This is a genomic window from Herbaspirillum huttiense, from assembly GCF_004367745.1.
Classification (GTDB): domain Bacteria; phylum Pseudomonadota; class Gammaproteobacteria; order Burkholderiales; family Burkholderiaceae_D; genus Herbaspirillum; species Herbaspirillum huttiense.
Genome location: NZ_CP037993.1, coordinates 4,056,998 through 4,079,402 on the forward strand (window position 1 = coordinate 4,056,998; position 22,405 = coordinate 4,079,402).

General features: G+C 61.3%; 17 protein-coding genes and 1 other RNA gene. 7 read left to right on the forward strand and 11 right to left on the reverse strand.

All coding sequences use genetic code 11. From position 1 onward, the window contains the following. Positions 1-182 precede the first annotated feature (182 nt). Both E2K99_RS18155 and E2K99_RS18160 read left to right on the forward strand, forming a co-directional pair. Entirely contained in the window at positions 183-1,454 is a 1,272-nt protein-coding gene (locus E2K99_RS18155; protein ID WP_134223109.1) for an O-antigen ligase family protein, read from the forward strand. A gap of 31 nt (positions 1,455-1,485) precedes the next feature. Beyond that, a complete protein-coding gene (locus E2K99_RS18160; RefSeq protein ID WP_134223110.1) occupies positions 1,486-2,226 on the forward strand; it encodes a DUF5672 family protein in 741 nt (246 codons plus the stop codon). Between the two features lie 29 nt (positions 2,227-2,255). On the opposite strand, the gene E2K99_RS18165 is transcribed toward E2K99_RS18160, so the two are convergent. The 6 genes from E2K99_RS18165 to dnaE form a co-directional block, all read right to left on the reverse strand. Beyond that, positions 2,256-3,377, reverse strand: coding sequence for a glycosyltransferase family 9 protein (locus tag E2K99_RS18165; protein ID WP_134223111.1), 1,122 nt, complete (start codon positions 3,375-3,377; stop codon positions 2,256-2,258). Between the two features lie 63 nt (positions 3,378-3,440). Continuing rightward, entirely contained in the window at positions 3,441-4,430 is a 990-nt protein-coding gene (locus E2K99_RS18170; RefSeq protein ID WP_338033858.1) for a glycosyltransferase family 8 protein, read from the reverse strand. After that, entirely contained in the window at positions 4,430-5,533 is a 1,104-nt protein-coding gene (locus tag E2K99_RS18175; protein WP_134223112.1) for a glycosyltransferase family 9 protein, read from the reverse strand. Before E2K99_RS18175 ends, E2K99_RS18170 begins: the two co-directional genes overlap by 1 nt. Positions 5,534-5,644: 111 nt before the next feature. Beyond that, positions 5,645-7,381 (reverse strand): lipid A export permease/ATP-binding protein MsbA, encoded by a 1,737-nt coding sequence (gene msbA, locus E2K99_RS18180; RefSeq protein ID WP_134223113.1) that lies wholly within the window; start codon positions 7,379-7,381, stop codon positions 5,645-5,647. A gap of 87 nt (positions 7,382-7,468) precedes the next feature. After that, complete coding sequence (locus E2K99_RS18185) at positions 7,469-8,212, reverse strand: glycosyltransferase family 25 protein (RefSeq protein WP_134223114.1); 744 nt, start codon at positions 8,210-8,212, stop codon at positions 7,469-7,471. 62 nt (positions 8,213-8,274) lie between these two features. Continuing rightward, entirely contained in the window at positions 8,275-11,733 is a 3,459-nt protein-coding gene (gene dnaE / locus E2K99_RS18190; protein ID WP_134223115.1) for a DNA polymerase III subunit alpha, read from the reverse strand. A 220-nt stretch (positions 11,734-11,953) separates the two neighbouring features. Here dnaE and E2K99_RS18195 point away from each other — a divergent pair, with 220 nt between their 5' ends. After that, entirely contained in the window at positions 11,954-12,835 is an 882-nt protein-coding gene (locus E2K99_RS18195; RefSeq protein ID WP_034336354.1) for a sulfurtransferase, read from the forward strand. 87 nt (positions 12,836-12,922) lie between these two features. Here E2K99_RS18195 and E2K99_RS18200 read toward each other — a convergent pair whose 3' ends face one another. Together E2K99_RS18200 and E2K99_RS18205 are read right to left on the reverse strand one after the other, a co-directional pair. Further along, a complete protein-coding gene (locus tag E2K99_RS18200; RefSeq protein ID WP_134223116.1) occupies positions 12,923-13,498 on the reverse strand; it encodes a flavodoxin family protein in 576 nt (191 codons plus the stop codon). Between the two features lie 118 nt (positions 13,499-13,616). Next, a complete protein-coding gene (locus E2K99_RS18205; RefSeq protein ID WP_134223117.1) occupies positions 13,617-14,318 on the reverse strand; it encodes a pirin family protein in 702 nt (233 codons plus the stop codon). 149 nt (positions 14,319-14,467) lie between these two features. On the opposite strand from E2K99_RS18205, the gene E2K99_RS18210 reads away from it, so the two are divergent. Continuing rightward, the gene (locus E2K99_RS18210) at positions 14,468-15,406 is read left to right on the forward strand and encodes a LysR family transcriptional regulator (RefSeq protein ID WP_121043281.1); all 939 of its coding nucleotides are present in this window, start codon (positions 14,468-14,470) and stop codon (positions 15,404-15,406) included. Continuing rightward, a complete protein-coding gene (gene gluQRS / locus E2K99_RS18215; RefSeq protein WP_134223118.1) occupies positions 15,403-16,287 on the forward strand; it encodes a tRNA glutamyl-Q(34) synthetase GluQRS in 885 nt (294 codons plus the stop codon). The genes E2K99_RS18210 and gluQRS overlap by 4 nt, the downstream gene beginning before the upstream one ends. A gap of 24 nt (positions 16,288-16,311) precedes the next feature. Here gluQRS and E2K99_RS18220 read toward each other — a convergent pair whose 3' ends face one another. Together E2K99_RS18220 and E2K99_RS18225 are read right to left on the reverse strand one after the other, a co-directional pair. After that, the gene (locus E2K99_RS18220) at positions 16,312-17,793 is read right to left on the reverse strand and encodes a DEAD/DEAH box helicase (protein ID WP_134223119.1); all 1,482 of its coding nucleotides are present in this window, start codon (positions 17,791-17,793) and stop codon (positions 16,312-16,314) included. A 356-nt stretch (positions 17,794-18,149) separates the two neighbouring features. Beyond that, complete coding sequence (locus E2K99_RS18225; protein WP_034336373.1) at positions 18,150-18,833, reverse strand: fumarylacetoacetate hydrolase family protein; 684 nt, start codon at positions 18,831-18,833, stop codon at positions 18,150-18,152. 262 nt (positions 18,834-19,095) lie between these two features. On the opposite strand from E2K99_RS18225, the gene E2K99_RS18230 reads away from it, so the two are divergent. Both E2K99_RS18230 and E2K99_RS18235 read left to right on the forward strand, forming a co-directional pair. Continuing rightward, complete coding sequence (locus E2K99_RS18230) at positions 19,096-20,907, forward strand: tetratricopeptide repeat protein (RefSeq protein WP_134223120.1); 1,812 nt, start codon at positions 19,096-19,098, stop codon at positions 20,905-20,907. Positions 20,908-21,088: 181 nt separating this feature from the next. Beyond that, positions 21,089-22,093 (forward strand): glucokinase, encoded by a 1,005-nt coding sequence (locus tag E2K99_RS18235; RefSeq protein ID WP_134223121.1) that lies wholly within the window; start codon positions 21,089-21,091, stop codon positions 22,091-22,093. 165 nt (positions 22,094-22,258) lie between these two features. On the opposite strand, the gene ffs is transcribed toward E2K99_RS18235, so the two are convergent. Continuing rightward, an RNA gene (ffs, locus tag E2K99_RS18240) (signal recognition particle sRNA small type) lies at positions 22,259-22,357 on the reverse strand. Positions 22,358-22,405 lie beyond the last annotated feature (48 nt).

Consider the following 22,405-nt stretch of genomic DNA (forward strand, 5'->3'; position numbering starts at 1 on the left):
GCATCAAGACGGAAATGAACCGACCGTAATAACAATATGCGGGTTTGCCAAGGCCGACGATAACTTGGCAAACCCAATAAGCCGATAAAAAAGGATCGATGTCGCTGGAGGGGGGGCGCGAACAAGTTTGCGCCAAGTCCATCGAATGATCTTGCCACATATAACAATACGTCTCGTCAATCATGAAGAATCACACCGCGTCGCTCCGCTGGATCGTCTTTGTCGTCCTGTTTTCCACGTCAAGCCTGCTGCTCATCGGTCGCAAGTCGGGCAACCTCGGCTTCTATGCTCTGCTTTTGGCCGGTTTGGTGTCCCTGGCCTTGCGCAGCCAGCAAGGAGATTTGCCGTTCAGTGCCTTCGTGAGACGTTATTGGTCACTGCATCTGGCGATGGCGGGCATGCTGCTGGCAATCCTGATCAACCAGCTCGTTTCGGGGAATTTCGCCGCGCGCACCTTCGACTATCCCTCCCGCATGGCTCTGTTCGCTGTGCTGGCCTGGGCCTGCCTGCTATGCAGCGCGCGAATGCTGAACTGGCTGCAATGGAGTTACGTGCTGGCAGCATTGTTATGCACGGTGAAGATGTACATCATCACCGATGGCGGAACGACGCGTGCCGAGTACGTCGACTTCATGCCGATCATTGAATTCGCAGACATGACACTGCTGATGGGCTTCTTCACTCTGGTGTCGATCCGTTATACGCCGGGCCAGGGCAATCAGTTGCGCCTGATCAACCTGCTCAAGATCTTTTCGTTCTTGTGCACTCTCTATTCGGCCTACATCTCGGGCACGCGCGGCACGTGGCTGGCCATTCCATTCTTGGCCGCGATTGCCTCGGCGATCCTCTTCGATCACCTCAATCGGCGCAAACAGATCCTGCTGGCGCTAGCAGCAGTCACTGTTGTGATCGGCCTGTTCGCGCTTAACCCGCAAGTACAGCATCGTATCGAAGCAGCTCAGGAAGACATCACCACCTATTCCAAGGACGCGGGCTCGGATACCTCGGTAGGAACGCGGCTGGGGCTCTGGAAGATGTCCTTTGCGCTGTTCACCGAGCATCCTGTCATCGGTATCGGCCGTGAAAACTTCCGTGCGACGCTCGATGGACTTGGACGGGAAGGCAAGATCTCTCCCGTCATCGCACGCCAGATCCATTCGCACAACGAAATCTTCTACAACATGGCGACACTGGGCAGTTTCGGGCTGGCCGGTTTGCTGGCGCTTTATCTGGTGCCGGGGATCTACTTTGCCCGCAAGATCAGCCACTCTGATGCAGAGATCCGTGCGGTGGCCAGCATGGGCCTGATGACGGCGGTTGGATTCTTCATCTTCGGCCTGACGGATGTAACCTTCATGTGGGGAGCCAGCGACAATTTCTATGGCATCTTCATGGCCATTCTCTTTGCTCATTGCTACCGCAGGCAAGAGCATCTGACTCAGCAGCCGCAATGATTGCAGTCCATTTCCCACCTTCCTGAAAAGCATGTCCTTCTCCACCTGGCTCCAGCAAAAGCTGCGCAACAAACAATTCAGATTCGGTTTTCCGCTGTTCGGCAAGGTAAATCGTGTACCTCTGCCGCAGGTGACGCTGGTGGTCATCGATTGCGTGAATTACGAGCGAGCCAGACGCGCCTTCGATCATTGCCGCTTCTACTGCGAATTCGGAGCGGCCAAGCTGCTGACGCATTTCACATCGGATGATCCCGATGTCGTGCAGATTGCTCCCCTGCGATCCATTGACGAATACTCGCGTTTTGTCGTCAAGGACCTGCATCGATATATCGATACCGAACATGTCCTGGTGGCGCAATGGGACGGATTCGTTTGGAAGTACCGGATGTGGGACCCAGAGTTCCTCGCCTATGATTACGTGGGAGCCCCCTGGCCGGCACACTTGACCCGCAGTGAAGCGCATCGTGAGCATCGGGTCGGTAACGGCGGTTTTTCACTTCGCAGCCGGAGACTGCAGCAGTTCCTTGCAGAGGACCCCAGCGTCGAGGTGAATGACAATGAAGACGTAGTGATCTGCCAGTACCTGCGCCCTTCGCTGGAACGGGCCGGTTTCCGCTTCGCGCCGGTAGAACTGGCCGCCCGCTTCAGCTGCGAGGGGCGGCTGGAAGACGCATTCGGCCACCACGGCCACCGAGGCTGGAACATGCCCCTGCACCCGCTTTGGCTCAAAATTTACCACCTGCTCCATCACGGACGCTTCAGCGTCCGTTGAACCTGAGCCGCCAATAAGGTCTGATGCCTTCAGGCAGCAGTGCTCTCGATGGCTTTTACACGGGCCAGCACTTCTTCCACACCGATCTCGGTGATCCACCCCTTGCGGCTCTTGACGCTGATGATGGTGCTATTGGCCGTATCGATCGGGACCCATTCCGGACTGGTCTGGCGCATCAGCGCGATGACCGGGACATGCACGGCGTTGGCCAGATGCATGACGGCCGTCTCCACCGAAATGATGAGCTGACATAACGCCAGCAAGGCCGGTAACTGGAAGAAATTTTCCTCGGCGCTGAAGAGTGTGACGTTGCGAACATCCGACTGGGAAAGCAGCGCACGCGCCTGCTCCAGGCGCTCAGGAACGACGTTGAGCACGAACCAAGCGTCGCGCCAAGCAGGCAACTGCTGCATCCGCTGAGCCAGCTCCAACATGCGTTCCAGCGGCCAGCTACGCTCCTCGGATTTGGAGAACGCGTTGAGAAACGCCAGCCGTGCCTGGGGTGGCACGCCCTGGGCCGACAGATCCTCACGCGCACGCTGCTGCCATTGCGACGGGATCGCCACGAAGGGAAAGCGCTCCTCAGGCGTTGTCGTGATGCCGAATAGCTGCTCGAACCAGGATGCATACAGCGCACTGATATGTTCCCCCTGCAATTCCGAGGACTTGTAAGCAGGAATGAACGCGTCCAGCTTGCGGTAGGCGAGGTGCTTGCGAATATCGAGCAGGCGCACGCGCTTCTTCTGCGCTACGACAAATCCGTGGGGACTGATCTTGCGCGCTAGTTCGGCGTAAAGATGCCGTACCAACACGGCGAAAGACACGACGATAGGATAGTTCTCGGCCTGCGCCTGAAGGATCGATTGCTGATAGAGCTGCGGGCTGTAGGTTTGGTCGTAGATGCGGTCAAACAGGTCTGTGGCGCGAACCCAGTCGTACAGGGAATATTTCTTCAGATGGGGCCATTTCGACGCATCAGGGGTACGGCGCACCTCGTCCACCCACAGGTGCATGCGGATGTGCGGATAGGCACGTTGGAAGGCCCGGAAACAATTCTGCATATAAGTAAAATCCCCCAGCGCCAAGTGCGCAATGAACAGGATCTTGTCGGACTTATTCAGCAGTTCGGGTGAAATCAGTTGTTGGACCATGGTATCGACATCAAATCATGAGGAATCAGGAGCACGCGGCACCCTGACAGTGAGGACCGCAGGTCAGCGCTTGCGCCGCATGCGCAGATAGCGCAAATACCAGCACAAGCTTTCCATCCGCTTGCCGCCTGCCCACAGGAAACGGGAATGCATGCGCGCCTCCTTGTAATTCTGTGGTGCCGAATCCAACGGCATGGCAGCCCATGCCGACTGCTGGTGGTAGTGTTCGAACAGCTTGACCGCATCGTGTTCACACCACGCGCCCCACGGCTTGACCGAGCCGGCGAAGTGAATGAAAGTCGCGGCCCCCGGCGCAATGTCGAGCGCCGGGCGATTGCCTTCCAGATCTCCGACCAACCCATAGAGATAATTCCAGCGGATGTCGATGTAGCGTGCTCTGCCGTCCAGTACCACATTGAGCGCATCCTGGTCGGGGAAGCGGAAGCGTTCTCCCTGCTGCAGGATGGCTTCGATGGTCTGCTGGCTGATTCCAGCTTCCAGCCAGCGGGGGATGTTGATGTACAGCATGCCGGAATTGAAATAGCGGTCATGCTTGAGCTCCAAGGCTGCTACCCGGCGCTGTGTGGTCGCGATCGCGTCCGGAACCACGGCCACGATATCGTTATCAAGATCCAGAGAAATCAGCGCATCGATGCTGCCTACACAGAGGATATCGGCATCCAGGTACAGCACGCGGTCAGTGAAAGACTTGAGCAGGTCGGGGATGACCAGCCGCGCAAAAATGGCGGATGAATAGTAGGACGAACGCGTGTATTGCTCGAAACGGTCGAACAGCCCCGCATCCAGCAGATGGACGTGGCAGCGCACTCCGGGCCTTAGTGTCAGTGACTCGAAGAGGCGGCGATTGTCGTCAGACACCTGCGTGACCAACACGTGGAAGGTGAAAGGACGCTGCGGATTATGCTCGAGGATGGAAGCAATGGTCGCGCCCATGCAACGAAAATAGCGATCGTCGACGCAGAACACGATGTGGAAGGAATCATCACCTCCTGCGGTAGCGCTCTGCAAAGCGGGTTCATGCATATCAGACATCACAGCGCCTCCATCACCAGGCGTACCCGCTCGGCAGGTATGGCATCCACCCAGTCCCCGCGCCGGGCCGCCATAACGACCCGGCTATTGGCCTTGTCGAATGGTGCCCACTCGGGATTCTTGCGGCGCATCAGCGCCACCACTGGAACGTGGACGGCATTGGCCAGGTGCATGACGGCGGTTTCGACAGACACCACCAGATCGCAGCATTGCAGCAGCGCCGGCAACTGATAGAAGTTCTGGTCGGCACTGAACCAGAAGGTGCGTGCGGGCAGACGCTCGGCGATCTCCCGCTTGGCCTCTTCGATCTCCTGCGGCGTGGCGTTGATGATGAAATTCGCATGTTGCCACTTCCCTTGTGCCTGCAGCATCTCGATCAGGTCAGCCACTCGGGTGACTGGCCAGCACCGCTTGCGCGTCTTGGCAAACGGATTGATGAACACCAGAGGCGTGCCGCCCTCGCTAGCGGGAATGCCCCACTCGGCAAGTTGCTGGCGCACCTGCTGCTGCCATTGCAGGGGAATGTCGATGTAAGGAAAGCGCTGGCCTGCGTCCATGGAAACGTTGGCGAGTTGCCGGAACCAATCGGCGTATTCGTCGGTAATGTGGTAACCGGGGAACGTCTGGAACGGCGTAAAGCTGGCATCCAGTTTGCGATAGGCAGCGAAGTCCGACGGCACGTACCAGCGAGCCTTGCGGCGCATGCCCACGACCCAGGCCTGCGGACCGCACTCCCGCGCCAGACGCGCGTATTGGGGAGGACGCAAGGTAGCCAGCGAGACCACGACGGGATAGGCCTCCGCTTGCGCTTCGGCGATCGATTCGGCCAGCAAGGCCGGACTGTAAGTGCGACGATAGACTTTTTCAAAGAAGGGACAGCTCTCGGCCCAGTCGTAGAGCGCGTAGTTTTTCAGGTAGCCCCACTTGCTGCTGTCGTCGGTACGGCGCACCTCGTCGATCCAGAGATGGATGCGCAGATGGGGGTAGGTCTCGGCAAAGGCCTTGAACCCGTTCTGCAGGTATGTGAAGTCGCCGATGGCCAGATGGGCGATGAAGAGAATCTTGTCGGTCTTGGCCAGCTTTTCCTGGGGGATCAATGGCATGTCAGGTCCTCAGGCAAGGCATGATTGCCACCCTCGAAACGAAGAAAAATGAATGGTGGTGATTGGCTGCGGACAATGTGGCGCGGTGCCAGGTCAATACGGAAGAGACGCTCATTTTCCCTCCCCCGCGAATTGCATGCGATAGAGATTGGCATACGCCCCCTGCCGCTCCAGCAGCGCCTGGTGGCTACCGACTTCGACGATGCGGCCTTCGGAGAGCACCACGATGCGATCCGCCCGTTCGATGGTCGAGAGCCGATGCGCGATCACGAGGGTGGTACGGTTCTTCATCAACTGATCAAGTGCCGCCTGGACGGCGCGCTCGGACTCGGTATCCAAGGCCGATGTAGCCTCGTCCAGAATCAGGATCGGAGCATTCTTGTAGATCGCCCGGGCAATGGCCATGCGCTGGCGCTGGCCACCCGAAAGACGGTTGCCGTTATCGCCCAGCGGCGTGTCCACGCCCTGCGGCAGACCAGCTACTACGTCATCCAGATAAGCCGCCTTGATGGCTGCCTGTACCCGCTCCAGGTCCGGGCTGGCGTCGCCGTAGGCGATATTGGCGACCACGGTGTCATCGAACAGGACCACGTGCTGGCTGACCATCGCAATTTGCCTGCGCAGGCTGGGAAGGGAAATATCCTCCAGGCAAACGCCATCCAGCAGGATGCGACCCGAGCTCACCGAATAAAAGCCGGGGATCAGGTTCACCAGCGTCGTCTTGCCACCGCCGGACATCCCCACGAAGGCCACCGTCTGTCCAGCAGCGATGTCAAGGTCTATATCAGTGAGCGCGGCACGCTCCTGTTCGCGGTAGCGGAATCCCACCTTCTCAAAGCGCAGATTGCCCTCGGCGCGTGCTGACAGTTCGCGGCCGGTAGTACGTTCTACCGGACTGTCGATGAGTGCAAAAACCGCCTCGGCCGCCGCCATGCCACGCTGCAGCGGACCATTGACCTCGGCCAGTTGCTTCAGCGGGGCCAGCAAGGCAATCATGGCAGTAAAGAATGAAATGAAGCCGCCCACGGTAATCTGATTGTGGCTGGCCTGAATCAGAGCGAGCATGATCATCACCGACATCGCGCAGGCCGTCATGATCTGGGTCAGCGGAACCGTCGCGGCGAATACGCTCACCATGCGCATGCTGTATCGACGGAGCTTTTCAGCACGCTCGTGGAACCGGTGCCGCTCGTAAGCTTGACCGCCGAAGATCTTGACCACTTGCTGGGCACGCGTAGTTTCCTCAATCACCTGTGTGAGCTCGGCATTGACCGTGAGGGAATCCTTGTTCAGACGCTTGAGGCGTTTGCCGGTCAGGCGCACCAGGAAAGTCATCAGCGGCATGAGCACCAGAGCGATGATCGTCAGTGACCAGCTGATATAGAGCATGTATGCAAGCAGGCCAGCGATGGTCAGCGTGCAACGAATCATGGAGATGAAGATCTTGGTCACCATGTCGATGATCTGCTGCACCTCGAACATGATCGAATTGATCGTGCTGCCGGTAGATTTCACCGACGTGAAATCGATCCCTACATGCAAGATGCGATCAAACATGGTTTGCCGCAACTCGTTGAGTACGCGGGTCGAGACCCAGCTCATCATGTAGGTGGTCAGGAAGGTCGATGCCCCGCGGGCCACGAAGGCACCAATGACGGCAACCGGGACCAGCCACAGCGGGAAGGTCGGATTTTCGACGAAGCCATGATCAAGCAGAATCTTGAAGATATAGGCGACGACCGGCTCCGTGGTAGCGGTGACGAGCATGCCAAGGAACGCCAGGATGAGGCGATTCTGATAGGGGCGGTGATACTCGATCAGCCGTTTGATGTAGGGTGAAACCTTCATGCGAAACCAAATCCAATATAAGAAAAATGCCGTCGGAGGAGGACTTCAGGCCTGCACGTCCACCACGGCCTGAGGCCGAAAGTGGCGTCAGCTCCGGGGCTGTGCGCGGCGACGCATCCAGGCATGCAGGCGACGATTCCAACTGTCGCGCGCCATGTAGAACTCTCGCTTGAGCTTCTGCCATAGCGTTCGCTTGGCTTTCTCGCGGCCAATCGTCGTTCCCATCAGGTCATTACGATGCAGCAGCACGGACGGAGTCACCGAAAAAATGCGCACTCGATGTTCCCACGTACGATTGAGCAGGTCGTCCACTGCATAGACGATGTTGCGCGCTTTCTCCACCAGCACCTTGGCAGCATCGCGATGAATGACATAGCCCTGCGTGCCAAACGGCTGCTTGCGATGATCTTTCACGATGCTGCCATTTTCCAGAACAGCCACTTGCCACGAATCTTCGCCACCCGCATCGCACAGCCGCATGATACCGAACGGGAAGGATGTCGCCGCGATCGCCTGCAGTGTTTCCGCAAAGCCCGTGCCAAGCTCGACATCATCTTCCAGAATGCACCACATCTCTTGGCCCGATTGGACCAGTTCCTGCCAGATACGATAATGACTGTCGTAACAGCCGATTTCCGAGAGATTCATATGGTTTCCATGCACCTTCCAGCGCGTCGCAGCGTCATAGGAGGATGGATGCTGCGTGAAGCGCTCGGCATCGAAAAACCGAAAATTCAGTCCAACCGAAGCGAACTGGTCGGCAATGTAACGCCGCCGGTCCTGGCTCTCCACGAGGGAAATGACTACGGTGGGAATCGTGTGAAGTGTCATCGTTGCTACCTTGTTGTTATACCCCGCGCCCCCCGGCGCGGATGGTTCAAATCGTCCGGCCGTCAATACTCGACCACCACCGCTTCCTTGCCAAACGAAGCCACCAGCGTCGACTGCAGGCTGTCGCTGGGATTGACGCGCCAGGCATCGCCCAGCACCACTTCGCAGGCGGCATCGGACTGGCGGTATTTCATCACGAAGGGCAGGCCCTGCTCCTGGCGATGCGCGGCCAGGGTGTCGCGCAGGTGGTTGGGGTCAACCGCCTTGTTGATCGACACCACCATGCGCACCCCGTACTGGATACGCGCCGCGCCCAGGTCCATGACCTTGTCGGCAGCCACCCGCAGGCCGCCGTTGAAACGGTCTTCCGACACCTTGCCCGAGACCACCAGCAATTCATCTTCCTTGATGAGGTGCTTGAAGGGCTCGAACAATTCGTTGTAGATCGTTGCCTCGATCACGCCCGTGCCGTCGTCCAGCGTGCAGATCACCAGCTTGCCGCGCTGGGTCATCTGCACCCGCACGCCGGTGATGATGCCGGCCAGGCTGCGCGGTTCCCACGAGGGTTCGAGGCTGGCGATCTTGGTGCGCACGAAGCGGCGCACTTCCTTTTCGTAAGCCGAGAACAGGTGGCCGGAGAGATAGAAGCCCAAGGCGCCCTTCTCTTCCGTCAGGCGCTGCTTGTCGCTCCAGGCAGGCACCTGCACATATTCCAGCGGCGCTTCCAGGTCGCTGTCGTCGCCACCGAAGAGGCTGACCTGGTTGGCCGATTTCTCGGCCTGCTCGGCGCTTTCCCAGGCCAGGTTGACCGAGGCCTGCAGGATGGCACGATCGACCTTGAAGCAGTCGAAGGCGCCGGCGCGGATCAGCGAATCGATGGTGCGGCGGTTGATCTGCTTCTTGTCCACCCGCTTGGCGAAGTCGAACAGGTCCTTGAAAGGACCGTTCTTGCGCGCCTCCAGGATGGCTTCGATGGCGTTCTGCCCGGCGCCCTTGACGGCGCCCAGGCCATAGCGGATCTGAGTAGCCTTCTTGCCCGGCTCACCCACCGGCATGAAGCGGTAGTCGGACTTGTTGATGTCCGGCGGCAGGATGGCCAGCTTGCAGATGTCGATCGAGTCTTCGATCAGGATCTTGACCTTGTCCGTGTCTTCCATGGCCAGCGACAAGTTGGCGGCCATGAATGCGGCGGGGTGATGCGCCTTCAGGTAGGCGGTGTAATAGGACAGCAGCGCATAGGCGGCGGCGTGCGACTTGTTGAAGCCGTAGCCGGCGAACTTTTCCATCAAGTCGAAGATTTCATCGGCCTTGGCCTGGTCCAGCCCGTTCTTGGCCGCGCCTTCGCGGAACAGTTCACGGTGCTTGGCCATCTCCTCGGCCTTCTTCTTGCCCATCGCCCGGCGCAGCAAGTCGGCGCCGCCCAGCGAGTAGCCGCCGATCACCTGCGCCATCTGCATCACCTGCTCCTGATAGACCATGATGCCGTAGGTCTCGGAGAGGATGCCCTCGGTACGCGGGTCAGGATAGTCGAACGCTTCGCCGTGCTTGCGCTTGCAGAAGTCGGGGATCAGGTCCATCGGGCCCGGACGGTACAGCGCCACCAGGGCGATGATGTCCTCGAAGCGGTCGGGACGCGCATCCTTCAACATGCCTTGCATGCCGCGGCTTTCCAGCTGGAACACGGCGACCGTCTTGGCCTTGGTCAGCAGTTCGTAGGAGGGCCGGTCGTCCAGCGGCAGCTTGGCCAGGTCGAAATCGGCCATGGCCGGATCGAGCATGCGGATGTAGCGCACTGCACGGTCGAGGATGGTCAGCGTGGTCAGGCCCAGAAAGTCGAACTTCACCAGGCCGACGGCTTCCACGTCGTCCTTGTCGTATTGCGAGACCACGCCGGAGTCGCCACCCTGGGTGTAGAGCGGGCAGAAATCGGTCAGCTTGCCGGGGGCGATCAGCACGCCACCGGCGTGCATGCCGATGTTGCGGGCGATGCCTTCGACCTGCTGGGCCAGGCCCATCAGCTGCTTGACCTCTTCCTCGTTCTCCAGGCGCTCCTTCAGAAGCGGCTCTTCCTCGATGGCATCGGCCAGCGTGACCAGCTTGCCCGGCTTGAAGGGAATCAGCTTGGAAATGCCGTCACAGAAGTTGTAGCCCAGATCGAGTACGCGGCCCACGTCGCGCACCGCGCCCTTGGCGGCCATGGTACCGAAGGTGGCAATCTGCGAGACCGCCTCCTTGCCGTAACGATCCTTCACATACTGGATGACGCGGTCGCGGCCTTCCTGGCAGAAGTCGATGTCGAAGTCGGGCATCGAGACGCGTTCGGGGTTCAGGAAACGTTCGAACAGCAGGTTATAGCGCAGCGGGTCCAGATCGGTAATCAACAGGCAGTAAGCCACCAGCGAGCCGGCACCGGAACCCCGGCCGGGGCCGACCGGCACGCCATTGTTCTTGGCCCACTGGATGAAGTCCGCCACGATCAGGAAGTAGCCCGGGAACTTCATCTTGATGATGGTGTTGTTCTCGAACTCCAGGCGCGCTTCATAGCGGGGGCGCTGCTTCTCGCGTTCGGCTTCGTTGGGGAACAGTTCCTTCAGGCGGACTTCCAGCCCGGCCTTGGTCTGGGCCACCAGGAAGTCGTCGATGGTCATGCCGTCCGGCGTAGGGAAATCCGGCAGTTGCGGCTTGCCCAGCTGCAGCACCAGGTTGCAGCGTTTGGCGATTTCCACGGTATTGGCAATCGCACCGGGCAGGTCGGCGAACAGCTCGGCCATCTCGGCCTGCGACTTGAAATATTGCTGCTCGTTGAAGCGGCGCACGCGGCGCGCATTGGCCATGATCTCGCCTTCGGCGATGCAGGTGCGGGCTTCGTGCGCGATGAATTCTTCAGGGCTCTGGAACTGGATCGGATGCGTAGCCACGCACGGCAAGCCCAGCTTGGCGCCCAGGGCCACGCTCTGGCGCACCTGCAGTTCCATGTTGGCCTGGCCGGCGCGTTGCAGTTCCAGGTAGAAGGCACCGGGGAAGATCTCGGCCCAGCGGCGCGCGCAGGCTTCGGCCTGGGCCAGGTTGCCATTGTCGATGGCCTGGCCGATGTCGCCCATGGCGGCACCCGACAGGGCGATCAATCCATTGCCGCCTTCCTGGTGGCGCAGCGCGTCCAGCCATTCCATGCGGACTTCAGCACGGCCCTTGTACTGGTTGGTAAGCCAGGCCTGGGACAAGACTTCACATAACTGCAGGTAGCCATGACGGCTTTTGATCAAAACCAGCAGGCGGAAGGGTTTTTCGCGGTCGGCGTCGTTGGTGATCCAGAGGTCGCAGCCGGCGATGGGCTTGACGCCCTTGCCGCGCGCTTCCTTGTAGAAACGCACCATGCAGAACAGGTTGGCGAGGTCGGTCACCGCCAGGGCGGCCTGTCCATCCTTGGCGGCAGCCTTGACGATGTCGTCGATACGCACCAGGCCATCCACGATGGAGTACTCCGAGTGCATACGGAGGTGTACAAATTGCGGGGTAGTCATAGGGTAGCCATTTTACCGGAGCTTGTGAGCCTGACCGATTCCGATTGCTCCCGATTTGTGAGAAATATGAAGACTTTACACCTGCCCTTTCTGCCAGATCCTCCCGGCGCGCATTGATCTGCATCAGAGAAGCCGCAGGCTCCGGCCAAATAACTGCGGCGAGCCGGGGTGCACGGTTATAATGCTGACGATTCAAAGACTTACAGTTGAGTACGCCATCATGCAGTCCCCGCAGACCCCCTACGTCAACATCGCCGCCTACAAGTTCATCAGCTTCGATGACACCGCTGAAAAGCGTCCGGCCTTTCTCGAAATTTGCCAGAAGAACAATCTTCGTGGCACCGTGATCCTGAGCCCGGAAGGCATCAACCTCTTCCTGGCCGGCCTGCGCCATGAAATCGACGCCTTCCTGGCCTGGCTGCGCGCCGATGCGCGCTTTGCCGATCTCACGGTCAAGGAGAGCTATTCCGAGAAGCAACCCTTCACCCGCATGCTGGTGAAACTGAAGGCCGAGATCATCACCATGAAGCATCCGCTGATCAAGCCGGAGCTGGGCCGTGCGCCTTTCGTGGAGCCGAAGGAACTCAAGCGCTGGCTGGACCAGGGCCATGACGACGAAGGCCGTCCGGTGGTGATGGTGGATACCCGCAATGGCTTCGAGGTCGATGTGGGTACGTTTGACAACACGGTGGACTATCGCATCAGCAAGTTCACGGAATTCCCGCAGGTGATCGAGGAGCACAAGGCCGATTTTGAAGGCAAGACGGTGGTCACCTTCTGCACCGGCGGCATTCGTTGCGAAAAGGCCGCGATTCATATGCAGAACATCGGCTATGACCATGTCTACCAGCTCGAAGGCGGCATCCTGAAGTATTTCGAGGATGTCGGCGGTGCCCATTACAACGGCGACTGCTTCGTCTTCGACTATCGCACCGCCCTGAGCCCGGAGTTGAAGGAAACCCAGACCGCCCAATGCTTCGCCTGCCGCGCCGTGGTCACCCCGCGTGAACAGCTCTCGCCGGATTACGTGCCGGGCAAGTCCTGTCCGCACTGCGCGCCCAAACAGCGGGCGGCGCAGGAAGCCAGCTCTGCAGCAGCCTGATTGCAGCGCGCTCTGGCAACGAAAAAGCCGACCCCTTGCGAGGTCGGCTTTTTTACATCTTCACGACTTGCGTCGATGAGATGAAGATTATTTCTTGAACTTGGCAGCCGTTTCAACCACGCGCGCACCGAACAGCTTGGCCGTTTCCAGGTCGCCCGGCAGCGGGCCTTCTTCCGGCGAGGAGTCCGACGGGCTTTGCGCCATCAGGCCCGAGAAGGAACCGACGAAGTTGATGTCATTGCGCTGGGCCGCCTTGCTGTTGGAAGGCATCAGGCCGGTACCGACCCAGATCATGCTGTGCTGCATGCCCAGCGTGAACAGGTAGTGCAGGGTCGAGAGCTTGTCGCCGTTCATGGTGGCCGAGTTGGTGAAGGCGGCACCGACCTTGTCCTTCCATTTCTGGCTGAACCAGGGCTTGGAGGAGGCGTCGGCGAACTTCTTGAACTGCCAGGACACGGTACCCATGTAGGTCGGCGAACCGAAGATGATGGCGTCGGCCGCGTCCAGGCTGGCCCATTGTTCATCGGTAATGGTGCCTTCAGCGCTGATGGCGATCAGCTCGACATCGGCACCGGCAACGCCGGCCGCGCCAGCCTGCACGGCTTCGGCCTGTTTCTTGGTGTGGCCGTAGCCGGAGTGGTAAACGATGGCAACTTTGGTCATGACGAAATTCCTTCTCTAGAGAGTGAAGTGACGCGGGGAAAACCGCCGGTGTGATCGGTACCGGCGGGTTGCTACTGCAAACTGCTTACTGCATTACTGCATGCCGCCGCAGCAAAACTCAGCGCGGCAGGTCGAACAACAGGACTTCAGCCTTCTCGCCGCCGCTGATCTCGATGCGGTCGACCGCACTGAGCTTGACGGCATCGCCCGCCTGCAGGGCCTGGCCATTGACGCTGATCTTGCCACGGGCCACGTGCACATAGCCCAGGCGGCCCTGCGGCAAGGTGTACTCGGCCGCTTGTGCGCCGTCGAACAGACCGGCGTAGAGCTGGGCATCCTGGTTCATGCTGACCGAACCTTCACGGCCATCACGCGAAGCCACCAGGCGCAGCTTGCCGTCCTTGTCGGCGGCTGAAAAGTGCGCTTCCTGATAGCCCGGCTCGGCGCCGGCGCGGTCCGGCATGATCCAGATCTGCAGGAAGTGCGTCGTGCCATCCTGGGAGTGGTTGTACTCCGAGTGGCGCACGCCAGTGCCGGCACTCATGCGCTGCACATCACCGGGACGGATCACGCTGCCATTGCCCATGCTGTCCTTGTGCGCAAGTTCACCTTCGAGCACATAGGAAATGATCTCCATGTCACGGTGGCCATGGGTACCAAAGCCCTGGCCTGCGGCCACGCGGTCTTCGTTGATCACCCGCAGCGGACCGAAGCCCATGTGCTTGGGATCATAGTAGTCCGCGAAGGAAAAGCTGTGATACGAATCCAGCCAACCGTGGTTGGCGTGGCCACGATCGTTCGCTTTGCGAAGTTCCATCATGTCAACACCTCTTTCTTGAGTGGGACCAAACCGGAATTGATTTGGTCAAAATGTTTGTCGATGGCGTCACTATAGTGGCTAACTTTTATGCAGATAAGGTCTAAAATCCGTAGTGTTCGTTCAAAAAATTTAAACAAGCGGAGCAAGACGTGAACCTGACCCTGGAATCCCTGCTGATCCTTGACATGATCGACCGCAAGGGCAGTTTTGCCGCGGCTGCCGTGGCCCTGGACCGGGTGCCCTCGGCCCTGACCTACAGCGTGCGCAAGCTGGAGGATGACCTGGATGTGCTGCTCTTCGACCGCCGCGGTCACCGGGCCCAGTTGACACCGGCGGGCCTGCAATTGTTGCAGGAAGGCCGTCATCTGCTGCTGGCCGCCAGCGACCTGGAGCAGCGCGTCAAGCGCACCGCCACCGGACGCGAAACGGAACTGCACATCGTGCTCAACAGCCTGATTCCTTTCGACAAGATGCTGCCGGTGATCGAAGCCTTTGACCGCGAAGAGTCCGGCACCCGCCTGCGCTTCACGCCCGGTGTACTGACCGGGGCCTGGGAAAAGCTTATCGAGGGCCGCGCCAACCTGGTCATCGGGGTGACCCTGGACGGGCCGGAAGTGGTGCGCACCAGCGGGCGCTTCCAGATGCAGGAGCTGGGGGCGGTGGACTGGGTCTTTGCAGTGGCCCCGACGCACCCGCTGGCCTCGGCAACCGAACCGCTGTCGGCAGAGCTGGTGCGCAGCCACCGGGCCATTGCCGTGGGCGACAACAGCCAGTCCCTGCCCACACTGACCATGGGGCTGCTGTCCGGCCAGGAAACGCTGACAGTGGCCACCGTGGCCGACAAGTTGCAAGCCCAGCTGGCAGGCCTCGGTTGCGGCCATCTGCCGCGCATCTGGGCCGAGCCCTATCTCGCCACCGGTGCGCTGGTGGAAAAACAGACGCTGGCCGCCAAACCCAACGACAATTTCATGGTGGCCTGGCCCAAGGCCGAGCAGGGCAAGTCACTGAAATGGTTCATTCAGCACCTGGCACAGCCGCACGTGCGGCAATCGCTGATCGGACCGATACCCATGCGGGATCCGGCATGAGCGGCAAAGCTTATGTAGGCCGCTTCGCGCCCTCGCCTTCCGGTCCGCTGCATGCGGGCTCGCTGGTGGCGGCACTGGCCAGCTATCTGGATGCCCGCGTGCACCATGGCCGCTGGCTACTCCGCATCGAAGACATCGACGAGACCCGCACCGTGCCCGGGGCAGCAGACGACATCATCGCCACCTTGGCGGCACTGGATATGCACTCTGACGGACCGATTCTGGTGCAGAGCCAGCGCAAGGCACGCTACCAGCTTGCACGCGAGCATCTGGGCGCACTGGCCTACCCCTGCGGCTGCAGCCGCAAGGAAATCGCCGATTCCAGGGTCGGCACGGCCAGCGATGGTGCTGCGCTCTATCCCGGCACCTGCCGCCACGGACTGGCCCCCGGCAAGATGCCACGCACGCTGCGGCTGCGCGTACCTGATGCCGGCCAGCCGGGCGAACTGGTGCAATTCACGGACCGCTGGCTGGGTCCGCAGGCGCAGCATCTGGCCTCGGAAGCCGGGGATTTCGTGCTGCAGCGGGCCGATGGCTTCTGGGCCTATCAGCTGGCGGTGGTGGTGGATGATGCCGAACAGGGCGTCACCGACATCGTGCGCGGGGCCGACCTGCTGGACTCGACGGCGCGGCAGATCTACCTGCAGGGGCTGTTGGGCTATGCGACGCCGCGCTATCTGCACGTGCCGCTGTTGATGAATGCGTCGGGGGAAAAGTTTTCCAAGCAGAACGGCGCCCAGGCACTGGACCTGGGCCAGCCGCTGCAAGCCTTGCAGCAGGCGGCGGCCTTTCTTGGACTGGACACGGGCGCGGCCCGCGACAGGGAAGGATTCTGGACATTGGCGCTCACCGGCTGGCGAGCGCGTTTCGGTCCGCGCTGAGAAAACGGATCAGCGCTTGCCGGATCAGCGCTTGGGCATGCCACCCAGCAAGGCCGCGACCTTGGGCTTGGGACGGTTGTTCTTGGGCAGTTCCGGCTTGGTGGAGACGGTCTCGGTGGCGCTGGGCTCATAGGGCTTGAGGAACCAGGGATCGACCTTCTCGCGGCGTCCCGACGGGGCTGCGCCGTCGCGGCTGCTGCGGCTGCGCTCGCCACGGTCACTGCGTTCGCCACGCTCGGCGCGTTCGCCGCGGTCACTACGCTCACCGCGCTCGCCACGTTCCGAACGTTCACCGCGTTCACCCCGGTCAGCGCGCATGCGCGGCGCAAAGCCAGTCAGCTCAGCACGCTCGAATTTCTTCTTGATCAGTTTTTCGATATCGACCAGCAGGCGCTCATCCTTGTCACAGAACAGCGAGATGGCGTCGCCCGAGGCACCGGCACGGCCGGTACGGCCGATGCGGTGCACGTAGTCTTCGGCGTTGTAGGGCAGGTCGTAATTGATGACGCAAGGCAGTTCGGCGATGTCCAGCCCGCGTGCGGCCACGTCGGTGGCCACCAGCACTTCGATCTGGCCTTGCTTGAAGGCCTCCAGGGCGGCCATGCGCTCGGACTGGGTCTTGTCGCCGTGGATGGCAGAAGCCTTCACACCTTCGGCCAGCAAAGTGCGCGCCAGGCGCGACGCGCCGATCTTGGTATTGGAGAAGACGATCACTTGCTTCAGTGCGCGCTGGCGAATGATGAAGCTGACCGCATCCGCCTTGGCAGCTTCCTCCACCTTGTAGATGGTCTGGCTGACGTTTTCTGCCGTGGCATTGCTGCGCGCGACTTCGATGGTCACCGGGTTGTTCTGGAAGCTGGCGGCCAGCTTTTTGATCTCGGGCGAGAAGGTGGCCGAGAACAGCAGGTTCTGGCGCTGCTTGGGCAGCAGGTTGATGATGCGCTGCAGGTCCGGCAGGAAGCCCATGTCGAGCATGCGGTCGGCTTCGTCCATGACCAGGATCTGGGTCTGGGACAGGTTCACCGTCTTTTGCTGCACGTGGTCCAGCAGGCGGCCCGGGGTGGCGATGACAATTTCCACGCCGGCACGCAGGGTGGCCGTTTGCGGTGCCATGTCCACGCCGCCGAAGACGACGGTGGAGCGCAGCGGGGTAAAGCGTGAATACGCCTTCACATTGTCGGCCACCTGGTCGGCCAGCTCGCGGGTCGGGGTCAGGATCAGGGCGCGCACAGGGTGGCGGGCGGGCGAGGCGCTGTGGCTGGCGTGGGCCAGCAGGCGCTGGATGATCGGCAGCGAGAAACCGGCGGTCTTGCCGGTGCCGGTCTGGGCGGCGCCCATCACGTCACGGCCTTGCAGCACCACAGGAATGGCCTGGGCCTGGATCGGGGTCGGATGGACGTAGCCTTGTTCGGACAAGGCGCGCAGGATATCGGGCGAAAGGCCGAAATCTTCAAAACGGACGGCAGGGGCAGCCGGTGCTGCGGACGCGGACGTGGTGTCGGACATGGTTTATTGCGAACGGTGCGACAGCGCCGCGGCAGCCGCCAGGCGGCTCCGGTGCATGGGGTGCATGCGCACGGGTTCTGATTGCTTTCTGTGTTGATGTGTTACGGGCGAACCGGCCAAACCTGCTCGGCCGGGCGCTTCGGATGATGCAAACGCTAACAACGATGCTGACCGGACGGACGACTTGCAATGCCCGGCATTCCTTGCGGAACTTCGTATTATACGCCGCATCGCCGCCGGCTTCATGACAGTTTGGTTTCGGCCCCCTGCACCCGGTCCGGAACCGGTGCAGGAAGCTGGCTGCGGGAGCCGGGCCGGGACCGCCAGAAACCCGCTGCACCCGGCCTGCGAGCGCTTCAGCCGATGGTGATGTTGATATCCGGCAAGCCGTCCACATGGCCTTGCAACTGGTCACCCTTGACCACCGCGCCCACGCCTTCGGGGGTCCCGGTATAGATCAGGTCGCCGGGGAACAGCTCCACCAGGCCGGACAGATAGGAAATGGTTTCGGCCACGTTCCAGATCAGGTCCGACAGGTCGCCCTGCTGGCGTACTTCGCCATTGACCTTGAGCCAGACGGCCCCCTTGTCGGGATGTCCGGACTGGGCCACGGGCACGATGGGCGCGCAGGGGGCGGACTGGTCGAAGCCCTTGGCCATATCCCAGGGACGGCCCAGCTTCTTGGCCTGCGCCTGCAGGTCACGGCGGGTCATGTCAAGCCCGACGGCGTAGCCGTAGACCAGCTCCAACGCCTTTTCCACCGGGATATCGCGGCCACCGCCGGAAAGCGCTACCACCAGTTCGATCTCATGATGATAGTCAGCGGTCGCGGCCGGGTACGGCACCACGGAATCGGTGGGTACCACCGCATCGGCCGGCTTCATGAAGAAGAACGGCGGCTCGCGGTCGGGATCATGGCCCATTTCGCGAGCGTGGGCGGCATAGTTGCGGCCCACGCAATAGATGCGGCGAACCGGAAACGGCGCACCGCCGACCACCGGGACGGTGGCCTGGGCGGGGGCGGGAATGGCGAAACTCATCGGGAAGACTCCGTGGTGGCGACGTGCATGCAACTGCATGCGGTGGATGAGGAACCGGTCAATGCCGGCTTGGCTTGCGCATCAGTTGTCTGATGTCCGGCTAGTGTAAAAGAAAAGCCGCGACTCCGCTTGCAGCCCCCAGCGAGAGATATAGGTGAGATTTCAGGCTGTAATCCGCTGAATAAAACTGCGCGGATTTGGGACACTTGCAGGTCTACTGGCTGGTATTGCGCCGGCCCCTTTCTCTGTCCAGAACAAGATCATGCACCAGCAAGCAAACGCCTCCCTCATCCTGCTGCAAAAAGCCCTGGCCCTGCATCAAAAGGGCGATCTGGCCCCCGCCGAAGAGCTCTACAAGAAGGTCCTGGTCAAGCTTCCTGATCATTTCGAGGCCAATTACCTCTACGGCATGCTCAAGCTCCATCAGGAGGACTGGGAGGCGGCCGAAGCCCAGCTGGCGCATGCCATCGAACTCAATCCCGATCACCGCGACACCTATTTCGACCACGCCGGTGCGCTGGTGCACCTGGGCCGCGATGCAGAAGCCATACAGCGCTATGACGAGATCCTGGCGCAGACGCCGGACTTTGCTGACGCACTGCTGGCACGTGGAGCTGCCCTGCGCCGCCTCAAACGCAACCGCGAAGCCCTGGCCGACATCGAACGCGCAGCCGCATTGACGCCGGACAACGCCGATGCCTGGTTCCAGCTGGGCAACCTCCAGCACGAGTTCTACGGCTATCGCGATGCACGCGCCAGCTATGAGCGCGCCGTCGCCCTGCGCCCCGATTTCATTGAAGCCTGGTTCAACCTGGGCAATACCTGCAAGGACAGCTACCAGTTCGACGAGGCCCTGCGCGCCTACGACCACGCGCTGGAGGTGCAGCCGGACTTCTTCGAGGCCCAGTCCAACCGCGGCTTCGTGCTGTTCAAGATGCAGCGCCCGATGGAAGCGCTGGAAGCCTACGACCGCGCCATGGCGCTGGACGACAGCTCGCCGGACCTGTGGTTCAACCGCGGCTCGACGCTGGAACAGCTGTATCGCTTCAGCGAAGCCACCGAGTGCTACCGCCGCGCCCGCGAGCTCAAGCCCGATGCCAGCTCCGCCGCCTGGAACGATGCCCTGCTGAAACTGCGCCAGGGCGACTTCGCCAATGGCTGGCCCGCCTACGAGTCGCGCTGGGCGACCGAACAGATGCGCACGCAGGTCCGCCAATTCCTGCAGCCGCTCTGGCTGGGGCAGCAATCCCTGCAGGACAAGACCATCCTGATCCACGCCGAACAAGGCTTTGGCGACACCCTGCAATTCGTGCGCTACCTGCCCCAGGTGGCCGCTCTCGGCGCACGCGTGATCCTGGAAGTGCCACCGGCGCTGGTCCGCCTGCTGGCCAAAGTGCCGGGCGCAGCCCAGGTCATCAGCAGCGACCAGTTCATGCGCCCCGGTTTCGACTATCACTGCCCGCTGATGAGTCTGCCGCTGGCCTGCAAGTCCTTCAGCGAAGCCGACATTCCGCGCGCCCCCTATCTGCTGCCCGACGCCGACGCCTGGGCGGCCTGGCTGCAGCGCCTGCCGCGCAACCGCTCCCTGCGGGTCGGCCTGGTCTGGGCCGGCAGCTCGGCCCAGACGCATCCGGATGCGGTACGCATCGACGGCGAGCGCTCCCTGCCCTTCGAGGCGCTGGCTCCCGTGGTGGAACTGGCGCAGGAGCACGCACAACTGGAATTCTATTCCGTCCAGGTTGGCGAGACCGCGGTGGCCCAGCTGCGCAACCATCCGCTGGCCAGCCATGTGCGTGATTGTTCTGCGGAATTGCAGGACTTTGCCGACACCTCCGGGCTGATCGCCAATCTCGACCTGCTCATCAGCGTCGATACCTCGGCCTGCCATCTGGCCGGTGCCCTGGGCAAGCCGGTGTGGCTGCTCAATCGTGCCAACACCTGCTGGCGCTGGCAGCTGGAACGCAGCGATACGCCTTGGTATCCGGGCATGCACCTGTTCCGCCAGAAGCAGACCGGCGACTGGAGCGAGGTCGTCGCCGAGGTGCGCAACGCGCTGCTACAACAGTTGGCCTGATGCTGTTACCATGCGCGCCGATGCGGATGAGCAGCTCATCCGCCGGAACCTGGCGCGCCGCTTCGCCTCATACCCTGTAACGCATCCGCACCAGGATCCGCCCGAACTCGATTGCAATTCGACAGGCGGCACGGCCACGCGCCCTGCCGCCTGTTGGTATGAAGAAAACAAGGACAAGACGATGCACGCCCCCACTCCCTCTTCGAGCAAGCCGCCCCACGCCGGCGGTCCGCGCCTGCTGGCCGACATCGGCGGCACCAATGCCCGTTTCGCGCTGGAAACTTCACCTGGCCATATAGAGCAAGTGCAGGTCCTGCGCGGTGCTGACTATCCGCAATTCACCGATGCCGTGCAGGCCTACCTCAAGCTGGCTGGCCAACCCGCCGTGAAACACGCGGTGGTGGCCATCGCCAATCCGGTGCAAGGCGACCAGATCAAGATGACCAACCACGACTGGGCCTTCTCCATTGAAGCGGCACGCCAGTTGCTGGGCTTTGACCTGCTGCTGGTGGTCAATGACTTCACGGCGCTGTCGATGGCCGTGCCGCAATTGCGCGCCGATGAATTGCAGCAGATCGGTGGCGGCACACCCAAGGCGGGCCAGCCGGTCGGCCTGGTCGGTGCCGGCACGGGATTGGGCGTGGGCGGGCTGGTGCGCGGCGATGGCCACTGGCTGCCGCTGGCCAGCGAAGGTGGCCACGTTGCCTTCGCTCCGGCCAATGCGCGTGAAGCGGCCGTGCTGGCCTACGCCTGGCAATTCCATGAACATGTCTCGGCTGAACGCCTGGTCTCGGGGCCCGGCCTCGAATTCATCCATCGCGCCCTGCTGGCCATCGATGGCCATCCCGCCGCCGATCTGAAGGCCGCCGAGATCGTGGACGGCGCACTCAAACAAGGCGATGCAGTGTGCATGGAAACGCTGGACCTGTTCTGCAGCATGCTCGGTACCGTCGCGGCCGACCTGGCGCTGACGCTGGGTGCGCTTGGCGGCATCTATATTGGGGGCGGGGTGGTACCGCACCTGGGCGAGTACTTCGCCCGCTCGCCCTTCCGCGCACGCTTCGAGAACAAGGGCCGCATGTCGGTGCTGACCAAGGCCATTCCGACCTATGTGATCACGGCGGAATATCCGGCCTTCACGGGTGTGTCGGCGATCCTGGCTGACCGGCTGGATCCGCACGAGTAATTGAAGGCAAGCCTGGGAGGTTTTGCAGGAGGCTGATGCGGCACGTTCGCGTCAGCCTTTTTTCATGGCATCGCGCAATGACGACACTACAGGGACGACAACGAAAGAGGCAAAGCGAGAGGGAGGACCTGCAGGAACAACAGAAGAAGAAACAGAAGAGAGATAAGAGGCGAGCCTTGTCTGCGGCACTTGCGGGAAATGGCTGTGGCTGCTTCGTTCCCGACCTGACCAGGTTGACCATGCCACAATGCGCAGGGGCCCGCCGGGGTGCATTGTATCCCAGATCACACACTGGCCGCCAGAGAAATCATT

Bases quoted from the DNA above. Each gene is read 5' to 3' on its own strand.
- E2K99_RS18165 (WP_134223111.1), bottom strand. From the start codon at position 3,377: ATGGTCCAACAACTGATTTCACCCGAACTGCTGAATAAGTCCGACAAG.
- E2K99_RS18230 (WP_134223120.1), top strand. From the start codon at position 19,096: ATGCACCAGCAAGCAAACGCCTCCCTCATCCTGCTGCAAAAAGCCCTG.
- E2K99_RS18155 (WP_134223109.1), top strand. From the start codon at position 183: ATGAAGAATCACACCGCGTCGCTCCGCTGGATCGTCTTTGTCGTCCTG.
- E2K99_RS18235 (WP_134223121.1), top strand. From the start codon at position 21,089: ATGCACGCCCCCACTCCCTCTTCGAGCAAGCCGCCCCACGCCGGCGGT.
- E2K99_RS18175 (WP_134223112.1), bottom strand. From the start codon at position 5,533: ATGCCATTGATCCCCCAGGAAAAGCTGGCCAAGACCGACAAGATTCTC.
- E2K99_RS18185 (WP_134223114.1), bottom strand. From the start codon at position 8,212: ATGACACTTCACACGATTCCCACCGTAGTCATTTCCCTCGTGGAGAGC.
- E2K99_RS18205 (WP_134223117.1), bottom strand. From the start codon at position 14,318: ATGATGGAACTTCGCAAAGCGAACGATCGTGGCCACGCCAACCACGGT.
- E2K99_RS18200 (WP_134223116.1), bottom strand. From the start codon at position 13,498: ATGACCAAAGTTGCCATCGTTTACCACTCCGGCTACGGCCACACCAAG.
- E2K99_RS18225 (WP_034336373.1), bottom strand. From the start codon at position 18,833: ATGAGTTTCGCCATTCCCGCCCCCGCCCAGGCCACCGTCCCGGTGGTC.
- msbA (WP_134223113.1), bottom strand. From the start codon at position 7,381: ATGAAGGTTTCACCCTACATCAAACGGCTGATCGAGTATCACCGCCCC.
- E2K99_RS18160 (WP_134223110.1), top strand. From the start codon at position 1,486: ATGTCCTTCTCCACCTGGCTCCAGCAAAAGCTGCGCAACAAACAATTC.
- E2K99_RS18220 (WP_134223119.1), bottom strand. From the start codon at position 17,793: ATGTCCGACACCACGTCCGCGTCCGCAGCACCGGCTGCCCCTGCCGTC.
- gluQRS (WP_134223118.1), top strand. From the start codon at position 15,403: ATGAGCGGCAAAGCTTATGTAGGCCGCTTCGCGCCCTCGCCTTCCGGT.
- E2K99_RS18195 (WP_034336354.1), top strand. From the start codon at position 11,954: ATGCAGTCCCCGCAGACCCCCTACGTCAACATCGCCGCCTACAAGTTC.
- E2K99_RS18170 (WP_338033858.1), bottom strand. From the start codon at position 4,430: ATGTCTGATATGCATGAACCCGCTTTGCAGAGCGCTACCGCAGGAGGT.
- dnaE (WP_134223115.1), bottom strand. From the start codon at position 11,733: ATGACTACCCCGCAATTTGTACACCTCCGTATGCACTCGGAGTACTCC.